17 protein-coding genes are annotated in these 20,182 nt (G+C 43.9%); 9 read left to right on the top strand and 8 right to left on the bottom strand.

Features of this window, described 5'->3' with window-relative positions; all coding sequences use genetic code 11:
* Positions 1-80 precede the first annotated feature (80 nt).
* Both AC3FZD_RS08405 and AC3FZD_RS08400 read left to right on the top strand, forming a co-directional pair.
* Positions 81-1,772 carry a mechanosensitive ion channel family protein gene (locus tag AC3FZD_RS08405; RefSeq protein WP_488739700.1) on the top strand — a complete coding sequence of 564 codons (1,692 nt, stop codon included), beginning with the start codon at positions 81-83 and terminating at the stop codon, positions 1,770-1,772.
* Between the two features lie 45 nt (positions 1,773-1,817).
* Positions 1,818-2,945 carry a mechanosensitive ion channel family protein gene (locus AC3FZD_RS08400; RefSeq protein WP_488739699.1) on the top strand — a complete coding sequence of 376 codons (1,128 nt, stop codon included), beginning with the start codon at positions 1,818-1,820 and terminating at the stop codon, positions 2,943-2,945.
* 46 nt (positions 2,946-2,991) lie between these two features.
* Here the strand turns inward: AC3FZD_RS08400 and miaA are convergent, their stop codons facing one another.
* A complete protein-coding gene (gene miaA / locus AC3FZD_RS08395) occupies positions 2,992-3,900 on the bottom strand; it encodes a tRNA (adenosine(37)-N6)-dimethylallyltransferase MiaA (protein WP_488739698.1) in 909 nt (302 codons plus the stop codon).
* 140 nt (positions 3,901-4,040) lie between these two features.
* Between miaA and gyrB the strand changes: the two genes are divergently transcribed.
* Complete coding sequence (gene gyrB / locus AC3FZD_RS08390) at positions 4,041-5,963, top strand: DNA topoisomerase (ATP-hydrolyzing) subunit B (protein WP_488739697.1); 1,923 nt, start codon at positions 4,041-4,043, stop codon at positions 5,961-5,963.
* Positions 5,964-6,307: 344 nt separating this feature from the next.
* Here gyrB and AC3FZD_RS08385 read toward each other — a convergent pair whose 3' ends face one another.
* Positions 6,308-6,865 carry an IS630 family transposase gene (locus AC3FZD_RS08385; protein WP_488738481.1) on the bottom strand — a complete coding sequence of 186 codons (558 nt, stop codon included), beginning with the start codon at positions 6,863-6,865 and terminating at the stop codon, positions 6,308-6,310.
* A complete protein-coding gene (locus AC3FZD_RS08380) occupies positions 6,750-7,175 on the bottom strand; it encodes an IS630 transposase-related protein (protein WP_488740298.1) in 426 nt (141 codons plus the stop codon). Before AC3FZD_RS08380 ends, AC3FZD_RS08385 begins: the two co-directional genes overlap by 116 nt.
* A gap of 67 nt (positions 7,176-7,242) precedes the next feature.
* Between AC3FZD_RS08380 and AC3FZD_RS08375 the strand changes: the two genes are divergently transcribed.
* The gene (locus AC3FZD_RS08375; protein WP_488739696.1) at positions 7,243-7,617 is read left to right on the top strand and encodes an IS630 family transposase; all 375 of its coding nucleotides are present in this window, start codon (positions 7,243-7,245) and stop codon (positions 7,615-7,617) included.
* On the opposite strand, the gene AC3FZD_RS08370 is transcribed toward AC3FZD_RS08375, so the two are convergent.
* Entirely contained in the window at positions 7,547-8,764 is a 1,218-nt protein-coding gene (locus tag AC3FZD_RS08370; RefSeq protein ID WP_488739695.1) for a choice-of-anchor I family protein, read from the bottom strand. The genes AC3FZD_RS08375 and AC3FZD_RS08370 overlap by 71 nt on opposite strands.
* Positions 8,765-8,949: 185 nt before the next feature.
* Positions 8,950-10,263, bottom strand: coding sequence for a polysaccharide deacetylase family protein (locus tag AC3FZD_RS08365; RefSeq protein ID WP_488739694.1), 1,314 nt, complete (start codon positions 10,261-10,263; stop codon positions 8,950-8,952).
* A 183-nt stretch (positions 10,264-10,446) separates the two neighbouring features.
* Between AC3FZD_RS08365 and AC3FZD_RS08360 the strand changes: the two genes are divergently transcribed.
* From AC3FZD_RS08360 to AC3FZD_RS08345, 4 genes are all read left to right on the top strand, one after another.
* Positions 10,447-10,950 carry an NfeD family protein gene (locus AC3FZD_RS08360; protein ID WP_488739693.1) on the top strand — a complete coding sequence of 168 codons (504 nt, stop codon included), beginning with the start codon at positions 10,447-10,449 and terminating at the stop codon, positions 10,948-10,950.
* Between the two features lie 40 nt (positions 10,951-10,990).
* Positions 10,991-11,593, top strand: a complete 603-nt coding sequence (locus AC3FZD_RS08355; RefSeq protein ID WP_488739692.1) for an SPFH domain-containing protein — start codon at positions 10,991-10,993, stop codon at positions 11,591-11,593.
* A 68-nt stretch (positions 11,594-11,661) separates the two neighbouring features.
* Positions 11,662-12,186: a hypothetical protein gene (locus AC3FZD_RS08350; RefSeq protein ID WP_488739691.1), complete on the top strand. Its 525-nt coding sequence runs from the start codon at positions 11,662-11,664 to the stop codon at positions 12,184-12,186.
* Between the two features lie 14 nt (positions 12,187-12,200).
* On the top strand, positions 12,201-12,980 hold the full coding sequence (locus AC3FZD_RS08345) for a photosystem II electron transport protein, Sll1252 family (RefSeq protein ID WP_488739690.1): 780 nt from the start codon (positions 12,201-12,203) through the stop codon (positions 12,978-12,980).
* On the opposite strand, the gene AC3FZD_RS08340 is transcribed toward AC3FZD_RS08345, so the two are convergent.
* The gene (locus tag AC3FZD_RS08340; protein ID WP_488739689.1) at positions 12,934-14,409 is read right to left on the bottom strand and encodes a multicopper oxidase family protein; all 1,476 of its coding nucleotides are present in this window, start codon (positions 14,407-14,409) and stop codon (positions 12,934-12,936) included. The genes AC3FZD_RS08345 and AC3FZD_RS08340 overlap by 47 nt on opposite strands.
* A 55-nt stretch (positions 14,410-14,464) precedes the next feature.
* A complete protein-coding gene (locus tag AC3FZD_RS08335) occupies positions 14,465-17,956 on the bottom strand; it encodes an ATP-binding protein (protein ID WP_488739688.1) in 3,492 nt (1,163 codons plus the stop codon).
* Positions 17,957-18,198: 242 nt separating this feature from the next.
* On the opposite strand from AC3FZD_RS08335, the gene AC3FZD_RS08330 reads away from it, so the two are divergent.
* A complete protein-coding gene (locus AC3FZD_RS08330; protein WP_488739687.1) occupies positions 18,199-19,545 on the top strand; it encodes a GTP-binding protein in 1,347 nt (448 codons plus the stop codon).
* Between the two features lie 16 nt (positions 19,546-19,561).
* Here the strand turns inward: AC3FZD_RS08330 and AC3FZD_RS08325 are convergent, their stop codons facing one another.
* Complete coding sequence (locus tag AC3FZD_RS08325) at positions 19,562-20,176, bottom strand: 4Fe-4S single cluster domain-containing protein (RefSeq protein ID WP_488739686.1); 615 nt, start codon at positions 20,174-20,176, stop codon at positions 19,562-19,564.
* Between the last annotated feature and the right edge of the window lie 6 nt (positions 20,177-20,182).

Genomic DNA, 20,182 nt, shown 5'->3' with positions numbered 1-20,182 from the left:
AGGTTATCTAATAAGCTCACCTAAGTCAGTCCCCACCTACATCACTTGGTGGTTGTTCTCACTTTGACAAGGTGAAAAAAATGGCAAGATTGTTTGGCGCTCTGGGGGAGAAAAGCATGATTGGTTTTTATAACCTTGCAGTAGTTGTTACTGAGTTGCTAATTGTTTTAGTGACTTTTGTTGTCTTGCAATGGCTTTTAAACTGGCTATTTAAAAAATCATCCCAACTATCATGGCTTCAAGATAAAAAAAACCAAATTAATAGAATTCGCAAAATCTCGAAAAGACTTCTAGCTTTTGCTTGGCTTTTACTCAGCCTTGCTATTGTTTTATTTAACGTTTTTTTAATGTACCGAGGAGAACAAAATTTACCTCGCTACACCTTAGAATTAATTCAAAATATTCCCAAACAGCTCTGGCAAAATCTTCTCTATGGACTCTTTATAACTGGCGGTCTAATTATCGCTACTTCAACAATCGTTCGTTATATTAATCCTGTCCTTAACCAAGCTGAAAAACGAATTAAAGAATTTTCCATTTTTGCTAACTTAACCTGTGTTTACGATCAAACCGAAGCTTTTTTAGCCAAGATCAAATTCCATCTCACCAATACTCTATGGCTGCTCACCCTGTATCTAAGTGGCTACTTTTTTAAGTTACCAAACAAAGCATTAAGCTATCTACAAACCCTATTAATTGGCTATCTCATTATTGCCTTAAGCATCCTCATCTTACAAGCCGCAGCCGCCATTATTGACAGCCTCGATAATTTAGTCGAATCTTACTTTAAACCGGGTACTTTAGTCCATCGCTACTACAGCAACTTAAAACATCTCGTTCCCTTTAGCAAGCGATGTTTAGAAGCGGTTATTTATGTCAATATGGTCACCCGTATTATTGGATTAATTCAGACCATTACTGGGTTAGCTAATATGGGCGAGAAATTGGTCAATTTAATTGTTGTTATTCTCCTCAGTCGAGTCTTTATTGAGCTATCTCAACTTCTCCTCGAAGAAATCATGCTCACCGATCAAGGCTTATCAGAAACCCAAAAACAGAGGAGAATGACCATTACTCCACTCCTGCAAAGCTTATCTAAATACTTAATCTATTTTGGATCGGGAATTTGGATCTTAGATATCTTTGAAATTGACCCTACCCCCATCTTAGCCGCAGCCGGTTTATTGGGTTTAGCCATAGGGTTAGGAGCGCAAAATTTGATCAATGATATGGTCAGTGGCTTCTTTATCTTGTTTGAAAACTACTATTTGGTAGGGGATTTTATTGAGACCGGTGATGCTTCCGGAGTCGTAGAAGCCATTGAACTCAGAACCACTCGCATTCGTCATCCCAATGGTCAAGTGTATATTATTCGCAATGGAAATATCGAGGAAGTCGTCAACTATTCAAGAGACTATATCTATGCTGTAGTTGATATTCCCATTTCCTATGAAGCCAATGTCAAAAAAATCTATGGAATTTTAGAAAAAGTCAGTGAAGAACTACAAGCCAATTATCCCGAAGTTTTAGAACCCATTGACTTTAATGGAATTGAGGAATTTACCCCTTCCCATATGGTTATTCGCACCATGACTAAGCTCAAACCCACCAGTAACCCCAGAGGTATCCATGACGAAATTCAAGGAGTTGTCCGGGACAAGATTAAAGAAGCTTTCGATCGAGCGGGTATTCCTCCACTTTTACCCGAACGAATGATCAGATTTAAATCCCCAGAAGATGATAAGATTAATTTGATAAAACCGGATAGTTAGTCTGTGAGTTAAATCATTAGTTATATTGTAGACAGAGGCAAAATAATGCTTGCAGAAGTTTGGCAGAAGTTTATCACCTATCAGATGCTAGGGATTCCCCTACCTAAATGGGTGATTGTCTTTTTCATATTGGTGATGGTTCAATTTTTGCGGCAAGTCATTTCCCAAGTGATTATCCGTAAAATTGAAGAACTTACGGCTGAAACAGAAACCACCTTAGATGATGAGCTGGTTAAGATTTTTAAGCCTTGCTTTAGTTTGTTGGTTCTTTTAGGGGGAATTTGGGCGATTCAGTTGGTTGTCTCTGAACACCTCACTCCGAAACTCAATGAAACTATTGATGGCTTGGTGAGCTGGTTAGGGGTCGTAATTTTAGCCTACGTTATTTACCGAGCCTCCAGTTTACTAGCCCAAATTGTGACTCACTTTGTCATCGGCTCCGAAGGAGAGTTTCAGGAAATTCTGGGGCCATTTTTACCGAAAATATTCCAAGCCGCAGCCATTGTCGTTATTGCCATTAAAGGAGCAGAAATTTTCTTAGGAGCTTCCACAGGAGCTTTAGTGGGGCTGCTTGGGGGTGCAGGGATTACCCTCGGTTTGTTACTCAAAGATATTGTCTATGACTGGTTTTGTACATTTATTATTTTCTCCGACGGAATTTATCGACCAGGAGATTGGATTATGGTTCAAGGATTCAGCGCATTTTTTCAAGTTGTCGATATCGGATTTAGAAGTACAGAACTGAAACTATTCCCCTGGGGTTCAACGATGAAACTTCCTAACTCGAAAATGATTACGGGGATTGTCGAGAACTGGACTCAGGCTGGCAATAGTGGCGATCCTTTGATGTGGGGAATCATGCTCAAGCTCAAAATTGATGGCATATCTGCGAAAAAAACTAAAAGAATTGGGGATCGACTGCGAGAAATTGTCCCTTCAATTGAAGGCGTGTATCCCCAATGCATGGTATTTTTAAAAGAGCTTGAAGGGAATGCTCGCGTATTTGAGATCCGGCTTCGGGTACAGGATTTAGACTCTTACTATAAAGTCCAAGAAACTTTAAATATTAAAATGTTGGAGTTGATAGAAGAAGAAGGAATTCCTGGTCTCAATGTTCAATTGAGAACCGATCCAGACAGCTATAATCAATTAGTCAATGCTGAGAAGAATTAAGTAAAAGAGGCTGAATGATTTAGGTTAACAGATCCCTAGAGTTATATCATCCAATGCTTGATATTTCTATCCAGTTGATGGCTTGGTTTACTAACTCTGGATCTTCGGAATCAAACCATTGAATCTGCCCATTGGCTCGGAACCAGGTGCGCTGGCGTTTGGCAAATTGACGGGTATGGAGAAGGGTTAATTCTTCAGCCTTTTCTAAATCAATTTCTTCGGCTAAATATTGCTTGATTTCTCGATAGCCTAAAGTGTCGAGTAAGGGCAAGTCTGAGCCATATTTCTCACAGAGAGTTTTGACCTCTTCGACTAAGCCATCCTCAATCATTTTAGCGGTGCGTTGAGCAATTCGCTGTTGCAGATGTTCTGATTGAAAACAGTCTAAACCAATTTGCATAATGGCATAACTGGGTGGGTTTTCGCCCTGTTGCTCGGAAATGGGAATGCCCGTAACATAGTAAACTTCTAGGGCACGCAGGGTACGCACTTGATCGTTAGGATGGATTTTGGCAGCCGCTTGGGGATCGACTTGTTGCAGCATGGTGTAGCATTGGGGTTGGGAAAGGCTCTGAAGTTGCGATCGCAATTTCGGCTGAGGTGCAACCCTCGGAATCTTCATTCCCGCAATAATCGAGCGAATGTATAACCCCGTTCCCCCCACCAAGAGGGGGATTTTACCTTGGTTTTGAAATTGCTCAATTAGGCTCTGGGCTTGCTCTTGATACTCAGCCACCGTAAATAGGTCTTGTGGATTGCAGATATTAATCAGATAATGGGGAACCTGCCCCAGTTCCCTCAGTGACGGTTTGGCTGTACCGATGTCAAACTCGCGGTAAATTTGCCGGGAGTCAGCCCCTAGAATCACCGTCTGTAAGTGCTTTGCCAAGGCGATCGCCAAACCCGATTTTCCCGTAGCCGTTGGCCCGCAAATGACAATCAGTGCTGGTTTCACTGGGTGCATCCCCCTAATAAAGTTCTTACAAAACTGCCTTATTACCCTCTCCAACCCTTTTGTGCTAGAATTTTGGAGTATTTTGTCGTTTACTAGCTCATCGGGTCATTCATAGCCCGTACACCAGGAGATAGCTTCACATGACCAGCAGTTACAGCGCCGAACAGATTCAAGTCCTCGAAGGATTGGAACCCGTTCGGAAACGACCCGGAATGTATATCGGTTCAACCGGCCCTAGAGGACTCCATCATCTAGTGTACGAGGTGGTAGACAACTCCATTGATGAGGCTCTAGCCGGGTATTGCACCCACATTGAAGTTGACCTCAACGCTGATGGCTCCGTCTCCGTTGCTGATGATGGGCGAGGAATTCCCACCGATATCCATCCTCGCACAGGGAAGTCCGCTTTGGAAACGGTAATGACTGTATTGCACGCAGGCGGTAAGTTTGGGGGTGGTGGCTATAAGGTGTCTGGAGGGTTGCACGGGGTGGGAATTTCCGTGGTGAATGCCCTTTCAGAATGGGTAGAAGTTACGGTTTATCGGGAAAAAGAACGCCACATCCAACGCTATGAACGGGGTGTTCCAGTGACCGAGTTGGTGAAGACAAAGCAGGAAGAAGAGCGTACAGGAACATCAGTTCAGTTTCGCCCGGATGAGCAGATTTTTACCACCGGAATTGAGTTTGAATATGATACCATCGCCCGTCGGTTGCGGGAGTTAGCCTATCTGAATGCTGGGGTGAAAATTACCTTTTCCGATCGCCGATTAACCCCAGAAAAAATTGAAAGCTACAAGTATGATGGGGGCATTCAAGAATATGTGGCCTATATTAATCGGGAAAAAACCCCTCTGCATGAAGAAATCATTTATATGAATGCCGAGAAAAATGATGTGCAGGTGGAGGTGGCGCTTCAGTGGTGTACCGATGCCTATTCCGATAATTTGTTGGGTTTTGCTAATAATATTCGCACCATTGATGGGGGAACCCATTTGGAAGGTTTAAAAACGGTGCTGACGCGGACGCTGAATGCGATCGCCCGCAAGCGGAATAAGCTGAAGGATAATAATGCTAACCTCGCAGGGGAAAATATCCGCGAAGGCTTAACCGGTGTGGTTTCCGTCAAGGTTCCCGATCCGGAATTTGAAGGGCAGACGAAAACGAAACTGGGAAATACGGAAGTCCGAGGCATTGTAGATTCCCTGGTGGGCGAGTATTTGAATGAGTTTTTGGAGTTTCGCCCCGCCGTTGGAGATGCCATTCTAGAAAAGGCAATTCAGGCGTTTAATGCCGCAGAAGCCGCTCGTCGGGCGAGGGAATTGGTGCGCCGGAAGTCGGTGTTGGAAAGCTCAACATTACCGGGTAAATTAGCCGATTGTAGTTCCAGAGATCCCGCAGAATCAGAGATTTTCTTGGTGGAGGGAGATAGTGCAGGCGGTTCAGCCAAACAGGGACGCGATCGCCGCTTTCAAGCGATTCTGCCCTTACGCGGTAAAATCTTGAATATCGAGAAAACCGATGATGCCAAGATCTACAAAAATAATGAGGTTCAATCCTTGATTACAGCCTTGGGCTTGGGCATTAAAGGAGAAGAATTTAATCCAGAGCAATTGCGCTACCATCGGGTGGTGATTATGACCGATGCTGACGTGGATGGGGCCCATATTCGCACCCTCTTGTTAACCTTTTTCTATCGCTATCAAAGGGATTTGGTAGACCAGGGCTATATTTATATTGCTTGTCCTCCCTTGTATAAGTTAGAGCGCGGCAAACGGCACTACTATTGTTATAGCGATCGCGAATTACAAGAGCAGATTCGCCAATTTCCCGATAACGCCAATTACAACATCCAACGGTTCAAAGGGTTGGGCGAAATGATGCCTCAGCAGTTGTGGGATACCACCATGAACCCGGAAACTCGGATGATGAAACGGGTTGAAATCGAAGATGCAGCCGAAGCTGACCGTATTTTCACGGTGTTAATGGGCGATCGTGTCGCTCCCCGTCGCGAGTTCATTGAAGCCTACGGGCCCAAATTAAACCTCGCTGACTTGGATATTTAAAATCCAGTAACATCAAGTCCGGTTTCCGCAAGCGGACATGAAAATGAGTTAAACTAGCGGGCAAGATGCCCGAACTCCCTCAATCCTTTGGTATTACTGGAGTGGGAGCATCTTGCTCCCTACATTCCCCCATTCCCCCATTCCCCCATTCCCCCATTCCCCCATTCCCCCACAGAGGGCGCGAAACGCTGTAAGTCATGAGTAATGAGTAAGAAAGTCCCTCTGAGCGTTGTTATAGCGCTTCGCGCTGGTCTATTTACAAATACTGGAATGCTGCGTCTGCTGCTTTATGAATATTATAGTCATGAAGAGGCAACTCTTTTCTATAGCAAAGAAAGGGATAGTTAGGACAGAATCTTAAAAGCTTCTATGATCGCATCATAAAGAGACTCACACTTGTGCTTAAGTTTTCCAACCTCTTTCTTCAAGCGCTCCCAAAAGTGTTCAATTTTATTCAAATCCGGGGAATAAGTGGGTAGAAATATCACCTCACATCTGGCCTGACTCACTAATTCCTTGATTTTTGCTTGAGGATGGAAACTGGCATTATCTATCACTACCATCTGCCCCGGTATTAATTCAGGTACTAAGAACTCTTTTACCCATTTACAGATCACTTGGCTGTTGCAGTAACCCTCGAATATCATTGGGGCGATAATCTCTCCTTGTCTCCACCCACTAACCACACTAATTCTCTTCTGCCGATGTCCTAATTTCTCTGCTACATATCTTTGGGATTTATGAGAGTAACCGTAAGGATAATCTATGGTATCATCTATACCCGCTTCATCCACATATACTAATCTCTCTTGGGCATACCCTTTGAGCTTCTCTATAAACTCTGCTCTGTCTTTTTCCTTCCTCTCTTGGTACAGGTATGTTTTTTTTTCGCGTAAACTCAATTTTCTTAAGTGCTTGTCCTATCAGCACTCTACTTACTCGACTTGGCCACTTCTGGGCCATTTCTTGTTGAGTTAGATGTCCATTTTCTTTGGCAAACCCTTCAAACTCTTTCAGGTCATTGATTTTCGGTTTTGGCCCTCTACGGTAGGTCACAGGAGCCACGTTCCCCCTTTCCTCCCGACGTTTAAGCCACAGGTCTAAGGTGTTGCGACTGATGTCAAATGTTTTACACACATCGCTCTTACGCTCTCCTCTATCATAGGCCCCTACGGCTTTATGTCTTAGGTCTATACTATAAGCTGATGGCATCATCTCACGATCGCTAACTTCATCTTTATATTATGTCCTAACTCTCCCTTTCACTGCTATATATAGTATGCGACCCGGAAAACGCCAAGATAGATTAAGTATTATCGGCGCTTTATGTGACGGAAAAATCTTGGCTCCGATGGTATATCAAGGATATTGCACAGCCAAGGTGATCGAGACTTGGTTGGAAAAATGTTTATTGCCAGAGGTGGAAAAAGGTCAGGTAATTATTATGGATAATGCTCCTTTCCATAACTCCCGTAAAATTAGAGAACTAATTGAAAAAGCGGGATGTGAATTGCTGTTTTTGCCTACCTACTCTCCTGACTTAAACCCAATTGAACATTGGTGGCAAAAAGTAAAGACAGCAATTAGAAAAGAGTTGCCTCTTCATGACTATAATATTCATAAAGCAGCAGACGCAGCATTCCAGTATTTGTAAATAGACCAGCGCGAAGCGCTATAAACAGGGTGGGAACCTGCTCGGAGGTGATGCGCCCGAAATCGTCACCACTGTCATAAACCAGAGTACCTGATTGGTTCCAAATGGAAAACGAGCGAGCGCCATAGGCAAACAGGCGATCGGTGTCGCCATCACCATCGGTATCGCCATCAACCGTGGAAACGCCTAAGCGTCCGAGTTGTTCGTCTTTCTGGAGGTCGGCGGCATTGGGAAATGCGGTAGGATCTAAGGTTAAGTCTTTAATCCTTTTATCTTCACCGCGATCGTCTCCTTCATTGGCAGTGACATAGTAGGTTTGACCGTTGGCTTCAAAAGAGGCGATGGAATCGGGCATATACATGCCGAATACTGGCCAGTTTTTCAGGTTAATGCCATTGTTCATAGCACTGTCGCGATCGCTGGCATCCAAGCGATTTCGGGAAAGACTGTGATCTTTCAAACCCAAGGGGATGATCCTTTCGACGGTAGCACTGGCGATATTCACTTTGGCGATCGCATTATTTTCCTGGAGCGTCACAAACGCCGTACTTCCATCGGGCGAAACCGCGATATACTCCGGTTCCATATCTTGGGCAACGGTTTTATTGGGGAATATCCGCACCCCTTGGTTTCGCAGGTTGGCTTCTTGCCCATTGAAGGTCGTAAAAGCTGCCGTTTGTACGGTCGCGCTTGCCACCCCACCAGAGATATTAATAATACTAATCGAGCCTTCCGGGTCTGTACTCCCCGGTTCCCCTTCATTGGCAACCAGAACTTTCTTGCCATCCGGAGTGAAGGTGACCATATCGGGCAGCGCACCTACGGCAATCGAGTTGAGAAAATTGCCATTAGTGTCAAAAAAAGCAACTGCACCTGGGTTTACTTTGTCTGCCTTTTCTACGGCAACGGCAACTACTCCATTCGCCACCGCGACGCTATTGGCTGCTGCACCTATGGTATTGACGTTTAGGGTTGACGTTAGAGTTGGGTTGGTGGGATCGCTGATATTCAGAACATCAACGGCTGCTTTCTGAGCATTGACTACAAACAGGCGTTGCGTTCCCGGATCGTGGGCTACGATTTCCGCAGCGCTCTGGTTGATTACTCCCGATGAGTATCTGCCAATTACCTTTAATTCTATTGCCATTATCGATTCCTAAGACAAAACTGCCTGCATCGTACTGAATTTTGTTACCTGCAAAGATTAAAAGTTCAATATTTTATGGTTAAATTAAAACTAAAATCAGATTAAAAAAATGGGGGAGATAGGGGAATGGGGGAATGGGGAGATGGGGAGATGGGGAGAACTCCCTGTTGCCTGTTGCCTATTCCCTATTCCCTATTCCCTTCTTCTTCTGTCTGATTGAATGGGGTTTGTTTGGCTTCAATTTCTAACAATTCGGGAACGGTGACGAACCGATAGCCCTGTTGTTTGAGGGTGGTGATAATTTGGGGTAGGGCTTCTACGGTATTGCGGCGATCGCCTCCTCCATCATGCAACAGCACAATTCCCCCAGGGCTAACCGCTTTTAAAACTTTATCAATCAATACTGGGGTAGATACATAATAGTCTTCCGAGTCTGCCGACCACATCATAATTCCATAGCCTTTAGATGCAGCATAATCGGCTAAACCGCTCTCTAGATTGCCTCCTGGAGGGCGAAATAGCTTGGTTTTAATCCCTGTGGTGTCAAAAATCAGTTTGCTGGTAGACTCGATTTCCTGGGCGGCGGTTTGTGCGCCAACGGTATGGGTGTAGTGATGTTGGGTATGATTGCCCAGTGCATGACCGGCATCAGCCACTTTTTTAGCAATTTGGGGATAGAGTTGCAAATGCTGTCCTACCCAGAAAAATGTCGCTTTAATTTCATGTTCCTTGAGAATATCTAAAACCTGTTCCGTTGTTTTCGGCCAAGGGCCATCATCAAAGGTTAAAGCGATCACTTTGGGCATGGCTAAAGCCTCAGCCTTATGAATCACTTTGCCGCGAAATGGTTCTGGAACTTCTATCACTTTGAAAGAGGGTTCAAGTTTGGGGGGGCGAGCAATGGGAACCGGTGAAGCTTCTGGACTTGCCGACAGGGTAGGAGCGGGATCGGGGGGAACCGGTGGTGAGGCGGCGAATCTATTTTGATTAATCCAATGGGCATTGATCAGTTGTGCGTAAAACCACCAACAGGAAAGAATAAAACTTGCTGCTGTTAAGCGACTGAGGAAGAGAGTACGCATCAGCCCAAATTGGAAGGGCGAGCTGGTCGAGTCTGGGCTTGTGGCTGCTGGGGGTAGGGCAATAATCCCTTCGCTGGCAGGGGTAAGAATTCGTACTGCTTGTTTCCAGAGGATGCGGCGATCGCCTGCTTGTCTAGCAACAATTCTCACATGGTGAATGGTGGATGAGTTCAGAGTCCACAGACGATAGCAGACAAACCGCACCAAACGCTGTTGCAGATTTAAGCATTGATCCTTGCGTCTGGGATGATGAAAATCAACTTGAACATTGAGCCATTGATCGGTGGATTGGTTCACCTGCACAGAAACCCCTTGAGGCGCAAGTAAGCTATTCATCCAGTAAGTGATGGCTTGGGGGTTACCTTCCTTCGCGAGTTCGAGAAGGGAAGGTTGGGCAGAGATCTCAGAATAGGTCATAGGTTATCGCTATCAGTTACCAATCACTGGTTACCGGGGGTCAACTTCCAATTCTTTAAGGTGAATTGGGATTTGTCAATCCTTGGGTCTTAATTGAGTTGGATAGATTGTGAAGTTTTGTAACAAATTGCCGTATCTGGGGGCGATCGCCTGATAACACCCTAACCACAAGGGGAGGTAAACATGCTAACCACGCAAATTTTATTAGCAACTCAAGCCGTTTCCCCACTCCATCCCGCCATCATTTGGGCCGTTGTTGGAGTGATTCTTGGATCGAGCGAACTCTTATTACCCAAAACTGTTCCTAAAGCCTTTAAATTCATGCCCTTAATTATGGGAATTTGCGCCTTCATTGTTGCCTTCTTGCTCTGGCGGAGCAACGTCTTTTACCACATTCCCAGTAACTTACAAATCATCTATTGGATGTCCCTATCTGGCGCTTGTACATTGTGGATTAGACCTCTATTTAATCAGAAAAAAACATCCAGTTTATTTGAAACAACAGAAGCCATTACCCTCACAGAAATCCCTGTCGGAGAAATGGGTCGAGTTCGATTTGAAGGCAATTCTTGGTCTGCCTGTGCTGAAAATAGTCATCAAGCCATTCCTGCCCATACTAAAGTCTATGTTCTTCGCCGAGAAGGCAACACCTTAATTGTTGTTCCCAATCACTTCTTCGATCGCTAAGTCTGTTTTTTGTACCTTCAACTTTTTTAGGAGTTTAATCATGGAAGTCTTCTTATACCAATGGTTCATGTTCTTGTTCTTTGCCTTAAGTGGAACCTCTCTCGCTGCTAGTATGAAAGTCATCAAGCAAGGGGATCAAGCCCTAGTTGAACATCTCGGTCGATATAATGGTAAAAAACTACAACCTGGACTGACTTTCTTAGTGCCTTTTTTTGAACAAGTTTCCTATCAAGAAACCCTACGGGAACAATCCTTAGATATGAAGCCTTTGGTATGCTTGACCAGAGAGCATATTGCAGTCACAGTAGATATGGTCGTGTATTGGCAAATCCTGGATCTAGAAAAATCCTGCTATAAAGTCAAAAATTTGCGTCAAGCGGTGGTTGATTTAATCGAAATCAATATTCGCACTGAAATTGCCCTGATTAATCTCAATGATTTATTTACTGCACGGGATCGGCTCAATGAAACTCTAGTACAAAAATTAGATATAGCCACAGAACCTTGGGGGGTTAAAGTAACGCGAGTTCAATTGAGAAAATTCCAAATCGGCGATCAGTTACGCCATCAAGCCTTGAAAGCGGTCAAAACACAACAAGATTACGCCGATCTTTCCCTTCGGTCTAGTTCTAGTAATTCTTAAGATTCTGAGAAACCGAATTTCTTCAAGAGATCCGGTTTCTCACGTTCATATAAAATCGGGTGAATATCATGGTTATTTTAGAAAACACAGCCACTGAACTCAAGTTTCGCAATCGTCCTTATAAGCTGTGGATGATAATTATAAGTGTTATTTTCGGCTTTCCTATTTTTTTGATCGTAGCCAGCTTCTTAGCTTCCTGGATACTCTATATTTGGCTGCTTCCTCTATTTTATTTGACGATGATTATCACCGGAATCGGTGTGTTATTGACCAACGGCAAAACTCAAATCTATAACTTTAGTAAAACCCGCGATCGCCTGACGATTGTTTCTCAAGGAATTTTAGGAACGACTATCCAGGAATATTCCTTAGCCGATATCTGGGATATTCAATTGCAACCTTTGGGTTGGTCAGCACAAGCTTCCCAAAGATACCAAATTATGTTAATCTTAAATAATGGTCAATCGTTTCCCTTGCATCTGGGAATTCAGCCCAATTCCCAGGAACAAATGCAAACGGTTAACCACATTCACCAGTTTCTCGGACTGAATCTGGGAACCTGGCGCAAACCCCTACCCAACTTAAAATATTAACGTTAATTCCTATTATGCTACCTAAAGCGGATCTGCTCAAAGGCGTTGAACATCGAGAAGAAATGTCCCAAATTCTGGATCGGGCAGAACGAGCGATCAAAACTTGGGAAGTGGTGATGACCGATTTTTTATCTCCTGCGGTTTTAGCGGAATGTGAAATGGTGTTTAAGGGGTTAACGGAAGTGCATCTAGTGGCTTGGGGTGGCTATCCCCAAGCGGAACGAAAACGGTTAGGGATTGCGCGAGAAGAGGTTCCCCTAGAGATAGAGAATGTAGAAGTTTCAGTATTAGAAATTGCGGGAAATTTTCTGTTTGACACAGCAAATCATCGCGACTTTTTAGGGTCAATGTTGGGCACAGGAATTGTGCGAGAAAAAACGGGAGATGTGATTGTTTTGGGGGAACGAGGAGCGCAAGTCATTGTGGTTCCGGAATTGGTGGAATTTTTGCAGATGAATTTAACTCAGGTGCGCTCGGTTCCGGTGAAAACTGAAGCCATTGATCGGGGGGAGTTGAAGGTAAGAGAACCGAAGCGCCAAGAAATGACAACAGTGGAAGCTTCGATGCGTTTAGATGCGATCGCCTCGGCTGGCTTCCGCGTCTCCCGTAGTAAAATGGTGCAGATGATTGAAACGAAGGATGTGCGGGTGAACTGGAAAGAGATTACCCAAGCCAGTTATACCGTAAAACCGGGAGATTTAATCGCTATTCGCGGAAAGGGACGCTTAGAAGTCAAGGATATGGCGATCACGAAAAAGGAGCGCTATCGAGTGCAGATGATCCGATGGGTTTAGCTTCCTTGTCTGAGATTTCTAACATACCCATCATGCCTCGATCTTCATGATCGAGAATATGACAGTGGTAAACCGTTTTACCCACAAAATCTTGATACTGCATCCGCAAACGCACGGTTTCTCCACGACGCACATTAACTACATCTTTCCAGGCTACAAGGGGTTCAGGGATTTGATTACGGCTGATCACTTGGAAGGAGTTGACATGGATATGAAAGGGGTGATCCATGGCTCCTTGATTGATAATTTCCCAGTCTTCAATTTGATTTAAGGGAGCTTGAATATCAATCCGTTGGTGATCGAAGGCTTGATTATTAATCAAAAATACCATACCCATTCCGGGAGTCATGCCATGATTAAGGACAAACTGGCGCAGGGTTTGAGTTTCGGGTAAGGGTTTAATCGGAATCAGGGTTTTGGGCAGGGGTATGGGGGTAACAGCTTCGGTATACTTAAAAGTGGTGATCGCCTCAGTTTGGCTACTGCTAGAAGATAATCCCATATGGCCCATCATACCCACAGTTCCCCGGTCATAGGGTAAACTCGATAACGTATACTGGGATGGAGGGCGATCGCCTTTAATTAAAACCTGCACTCGTTCTCCTGGTGCTAATAGTAACTCCTTTAATTCTACCGGTTCAGAAATTGCGCCCCCATCCGTAGCGATTAAATAAAAGGGATGCTCCGCTAAGGATAAACGATAAAAGCGAGAACTCGATGCATTCAACAAATGTAAGCGTACCAAACCTTGGGCAGGAATCGAAAAATCAGGTTTAATTTGCCCATTCACCGTCACTAATTCTCCTTCTCGTCCTAACATGATGGCTCCGGGTAAGAGATTAGGATTGGGATTAGCGGTAAAGTCTTTAATCACTAAAAACTGTTCAGAAGCTGCTTTAACTTCTGGAATTTCGTCTAATTCTCCCCGCACAATTAACAAACCCACCAATCCCTTAAATACCTGTTCTGCCACCTGCCCATGGTGATGGGGATGATACCAAAAAGTCCCGGAAGGATGATTTTCAGCCAGAGTAAATTCATAGCTAAATTGTTCTCCAGAAGAAACCGAAATAAACACATTATCCGCCGTTCCGGTCGGCGGAATATGCAAGCCATGATAATGGAGATTAGTGGGTTGGGTTAATTGATTCTGAAAATTGATTTTAATCGTATCGCCCGGTTTTACTTCTAGTTTTGGCCCAGGAATTTGTCCATTATATCCCCATTGTATCAGCTTATTTCTACCTAGCTGCATCGGCGTTTCTTGTGCAACCATATCCACAGATAATAATCCATCTTGACTGATATGGGTATTCGCCATAGCTGGCCCTTGGCTAATGATTCTGCGGTTACTGCGGTTACATTGACTGAGCAGCACTGTGCCACCTGAAGCGACCATATAAGTTAGTAATTTTCGTCGGTTTAGCATGAGATTTAACTTTGAATTTGATCGGGATTATAGGGATACTTAATCTTCATTCTAACTAGGTTTTCTCAATTTCATCAACAAGCTTATATAATTCCTCAAATTCATAAGCATCTGCTAAAAGTTCTAAACGTTGAGCTAGTTTCGGATCGATCTCGTGAAGTTCAATAATGAGCTGTAACAAATAGTCTATATCTCCAGTGATAATAGCTTCTTGGAAGTGGGTACGCCATTTTTGAGGCAGATGGCGCAGTTGTTCTACGCTTAATGAGGGAATGGCAGAGATTGAGTTTTGGTCAGTGGATATAGAGACAAATTGAGTATGGAGATGTTGTTTTAGACTGGCAATAATCCGATCCGGTTTAAAGGGTTTACCAATAAAATCATTACAGCCTAAGCTTAAAATCTGGCTCTGGTTTTCGGCAAAAGCACTTGCAGTTACAGCAATAATAACTACGGGATGATCTGGCATTTGCTGGCGGATCATTTCTGTTGCTTTTTCCCCACTGAGTTTAGGCATTCTCATATCCATAAAAATCAAATCTGGTTGCCAAGCTTGACATTGTGCGATCGCTTCTTCACCATCGGCTGCTTCCGCAACTTGAAAACCCCAATTATTTAACATTGTTGTCAACAGTTGGCGATTGATTTGATTATCATCAACGACTAAAATTCGATACTGGGGTTGATTAGGAGCTAGGCTAACTGGCTCATAGTTATCGGTTTGATTCAAATTACAAAGGCTAGATTCTTGGGCAATGGGAATATCAAACTTAAAGGATGTCCCTTTTCCTAGCTGACTCTCTACGGTTAATTCTCCTCCGAGTAATTGTACAAATTTTTGACTGATGACTAACCCTAACCCTGTACCTTCTTGACTGTTTTTTCCACTTTGAGTTTGGACAAAGGCTTGAAATAAATTCTTAAGTTCATCCGGGTGAATTCCTACCCCTGTGTCAATCACTTGAAATAACAAACGATGACTATTATTTTGGGGGATGTCGAGCTTTAGAGTTACGGAGCCTTGATGGGTAAATTTAATGGCATTATTGAGCAAGTTAACTAAAATTTGTTGAAGTTTAGTTTCATCAGTATTTAGAATTTCAGGAATATTGGTGTGGCTGTGAATGTTTAAGACTAATCCTTTTTTGTTTGCTTTGGAGGCGAACATAACTTGAAGATTTTCGAGGAGACTGGCGAGTTGGAAGTTTTTAGGCTCAAATGTGATATGGCCAGCTTCTATTTTAGAAATATCGAGAACTTGATTAATTAAGCTGAGTAAATATTCTCCACTGTCTTGAATAATTTGGACAAATTCCCGATCGCGTTCAGAAAGACTAGGACTATTGAGTAAGAGCTGGGGATAGCCGAGAATGGCGTTCAGGGGGGTGCGAAGTTCATGGCTCATATTGGCTAAAAAGGTACTTTTAGCTTGATTGGCTTCTTCGGCAGCTTCTTTGGCTTGTTGAAGTTCTAATTCTAGCTGTTTGCGATCGCTAACATCTAAGGAAATCATCGTTACATTCCAGCATTGTTGCTCTTCATCCCAGGTGGAACTATTGGTTTGGGAGATCCATCTTGTCTTACCGCTCTTATCATAAATTCGATACTCATAGACTCCCATTTTCCCAGCAAAAATGTCGGCAAAAATTTGTTCTTGAAGGGGTTGCCAATCACTGGGATAGATACGAGAAATCCAAAAATAAGGATCGGAGATTAACTCGCAAGGACAATAGCCAGAGATGATTTGACTCCCTTGAGAGACTTGATGGATTTTCCAGGTGCGATCGGGATAGACTTGTAAGGAAGTGATCGCACCACTGACGCTGTTAAAAATTTTGGTAATTTTCTGTTCTGAGGCTTGGATCTCTAATTCAAGTTGTTTGCGCTCTGTAATATCTTTGGTAACCACCAGTGCATAGGTTTCGCCTTGGATGTGGCATAATTGAGCGGAAACCAGTGCTGTTTTAATGGCTCCAGATTTTACTCGTATGGGTACTTCTAGATTAGACACTCTGCCTTCTAATTGCAGGAGCTGTAAAAAATGTTTGCGATCGCTCAAATTTTTCCAAAGCTGCAAGTCTAATGTGGTATTACCAACTACTTCGTTGCGAGAGTATCCTAGGAACTCAATCTGCCTCTGGTTGGCTTCTATGATTTTTCCGTCGGAAAGATTAGCAATGGCAATGGGATCGGGGCTAGTGCGAAAAATAGTAGCAAATTTTTCTTCAGATTCCTGTAGAGCCTTCTGAAGTTGCTCGGCAGTGCGATCGAAAGAGTTAGATAAGCGGGAAATTTCGGCGATCGCACTATCCTTACTCATGGAGGGTTCCCAACGTCGTTCAGCTAAAGCGATACTCTCTTGGCTGAGGCGTTTAATTGGATCGGCAATCATCCGTGAGGTTAGGGTTCCGGTTCCTATGGCAATCACCAGGGCGATCGCCGATAATTGTAAAGTGCGTTTCTGATTAGCATTAATTTTAGCCGCAAAATCGGATTCGGGAATCGAGACTACAATCAACCAATCCAGTCCATACTCATCTTGATAAGGAGTAATTTGCACAAACTCATTTTCACCATTAATTTTTAGAGCTAAGGTTTGAGCCTCCTGTATAGTATTCAATCTCCCCCAATGCTCTTGCAGTGCCAAAGCGATCGCCTGGGTATGTTCGTGATTACTTTCTGTTGCTTTTAACCGCCGGGGTTCCCCTTCTTCTGAGCGGATAAAAGGGCTTTCTAGAGCAGAAGTGGCTACCAACTCTCCAGAGCGTTCTAAAATCAAACTTTGACCCGATTCAGAGAAGTCTAATTCACTCAAAAATTTGCTGATTTCTAATAAACTTAGACCAGAGGCAAAGACCCCCTGAAATTCACCCTGTTGATCCTGAATAGGAGCGAGAGCAAACAATCCTAAAGTGGGTAGGACGCGATAGATAAAAATAGGTGACCAACTCTGCCCTTGAGCCTTTTGAGCATACCGATACCAATCTAAATCCTGATTATTGATTGGTAATTCATAAATCTTATTCCTTGGCTCACCGTTGCTATCCACAGCATAATATTCTCGTTTTCCCGGATTAGAAGGGTTGGTTTGCATCCAGGATAACATGCCTTTATATAAGGGTTCATCGGTTAAGGCTTTGGCTTGTTCAACCCACTCTTGAGAGTCTAGCCTTACATAACCAACTTGTTCGCCTTCAGCATTCACAAACCAAGTCGAACCTAAAGAAGGAGACAGGCGGATTTGTTGCCAAAAATAAGCTCGAAATGAGTCAAGATTATCTAAGTCAAAAAAATCTTGACTGAGAGCCTCTTTATTCACCTTCAGCGCTTGTTGAGGAGTAGCGATGTAATCTCCAATTTCTTGACTAATTTCTCTGGAGGTATTGGTTAGTAAACGATTGGCTAACTCATCGACAGACAACCGACCGGTTTGATAAGCAAAATATTGCAGCAGACTAAGCACCCCTACTAATTGCAGTAAGAAAGGGACAATTAAAACCACTTGTAGCGGGATTTTTTTAGATCCAATTTTTGGAATAGATTTCATGGTTTTTATGGTTTTTGCCTAGGACTCCTTGCGATCCACCGTGAAATTCCTAGATCCAGACTAACTATGTGAGGGGCAAGAATCACTTTTAAATAAATAAATGCTTTATTATTATAGCATAAAATATTGAGTTGTCAAAGCGAGAACGTTATCTATTTTCAAAAGTGCGATCGCTTCTCTCAGAATCATGGTAAAATAACTTCATAATCAGGAGCTTCGCTGAAATTTAAACCCTAGATGCCTTGAGTAACCCATCAAACCATCAAGAAAATCACCTCAGTTTGGCTCGCGCAAGTATTCGCCGATCGCTGGCTCAGTATAACCCCCTGCTGCGCCAAGACCCGGCCCTGGCCATTCAACCTGAACTAAAGATCCTCAAGGCGAACTTAGAAAAACTGGATCAAAATGTGATTCGCATTGCCGCCTTTGGGTTGGTGAGTCGGGGAAAATCTGCCGTTTTAAATGGATTAGTGGGTCAAAAAATTCTCCCGACTGGCCCCATTCATGGAGTTACCCAATGGCCGCGATCGGTGCGTTGGATACCCCAAGGACAAAGTAAGGTGCAAATCGAGTTAATCGATACCCCTGGACTCGATGAAATTGGCGGAGAAGTACGGGCAGATATGGCCAGAGCAGTAGCCCAAGAAGCGGATTTAATTCTGTTTGTCGTAGCGGGAGATATTACCCAGACCGAATATGACGCTTTACTATTTTTGGCTTATACCCATAAACCCTTAATTTTGGTGTTTAATAAGATCGATTTATATCCCGATCCGGACTTAGAAGCCATTAGTCGCAATCTGCAACAATTGGGACAACCGCAAGAGTTGACCGAATTACTGACGACTGAGGAAATGGTGCGAGTGGCGGCAGAACCCATGCCAAGACAAGTACGGGTAGAATTACCAGATGGGCAAGTGTGTTATGAATGGGAATATCCTGCGCCCCAAATTGAGGAATTACGGAAAAAAATTTTACAGGTGCTGAACCGAGAAGGGCGATCGCTCCTTGCTCTGAATGCCTTAGTGCAAAGCCAAGGGGCTGAAGCTCAAATTGCCCAAAAAACCCTCGATCTTCATCATCAACAGGCAGAAGCTCTCATTTGGCAGTATGCTCGCACCAAAGCCTTAGCCATTGCTCTCAATCCGATCGCCCTCTTAGACATACCAGGGGGGGCGATCGCCGATTTAGCCCTGATTCGTGCCCTCAGTCGCTTATATGGCTTACCCCTCACCGATCGCGAAGCGCAAAAACTCTGGAAAACCCTGCTTTTGAGTTCTGGAGGCTTAATTTTAGGAGAACTAGCAACCCTCCTCTTAGGAATGGGGAAAATGGCCGCCACTGTCATCGGAGCAACCGGAGAAATCGCCAGTTTAAGCGCTTGGATACCCGGAGCCATTTTGCAAGGGGCGATCGCCGGTTACGGAGCCTATCAAGTCGGACAAATCACCCGCATCTATCTACAACAAGGCTGCACCTGGGGTAACCTAGGGCCCAGTACCATCATCCACCAAATTTTACAACAACTCGACTCCCAAGCCATCCTCTACCGCCTTCGCCAGGAAATCGAGTCCTCATTAAACCAGTAATCAGTAACAAAAAAACTCAGGAAATCTCCGTCAGAGCCATCTGGCCGCGATAACCCGTAATTAACCGAGTCCCATCCTTAAGAATATGGATCTCCATTTGATCGCTGGCCCAACTAATCGCATTTTCAAACTCTGGATTAAGGATATGGACGCGCTGATTACTCGAAGAAACCGCAGAGGTAGGAGAATGAATCGCCAAAGATTCAACATAGGGGCCATCAATCAAAATATCCAGCTCATCGAGTAACTCTTGTGCCCCTTCCGGCGCACCTTTCGCCCTTAACTGTTCAATAGTAAAACCCGTAAACGACATCACATTCAATCCCTTAGCCTTAAGCTGACGAGCCAAATTCGCCAACCCTGGAGCCTGCCAAAACGGTTCTCCTCCCGAAAAAGTGACCCCTTGATTGTGGGGATTACTGGCAATTTTTTCAGCTAGAGTATCAATTGAAATCAGTTGATTAATCTCAAATGACCAAGAAGCAGGATTAAAACAACCCGAACAAGCGCGGGTGCAGCCTTGAACCCAAACCACAGCGCGACATCCTGGGCCGTTAACTTCCGACTCGTCTACATACCCCATAATATTGAGATGGTTGGGGGGAATGGGTGGGGATTTGGGGGAATTCATGATGGT

This window comes from Roseofilum sp. KMC-1 (assembly GCF_057802075.1).
Note: the sequence above shows the minus strand (reverse complement) of the source record. Positions and strands in the feature narration are given on the sequence as shown.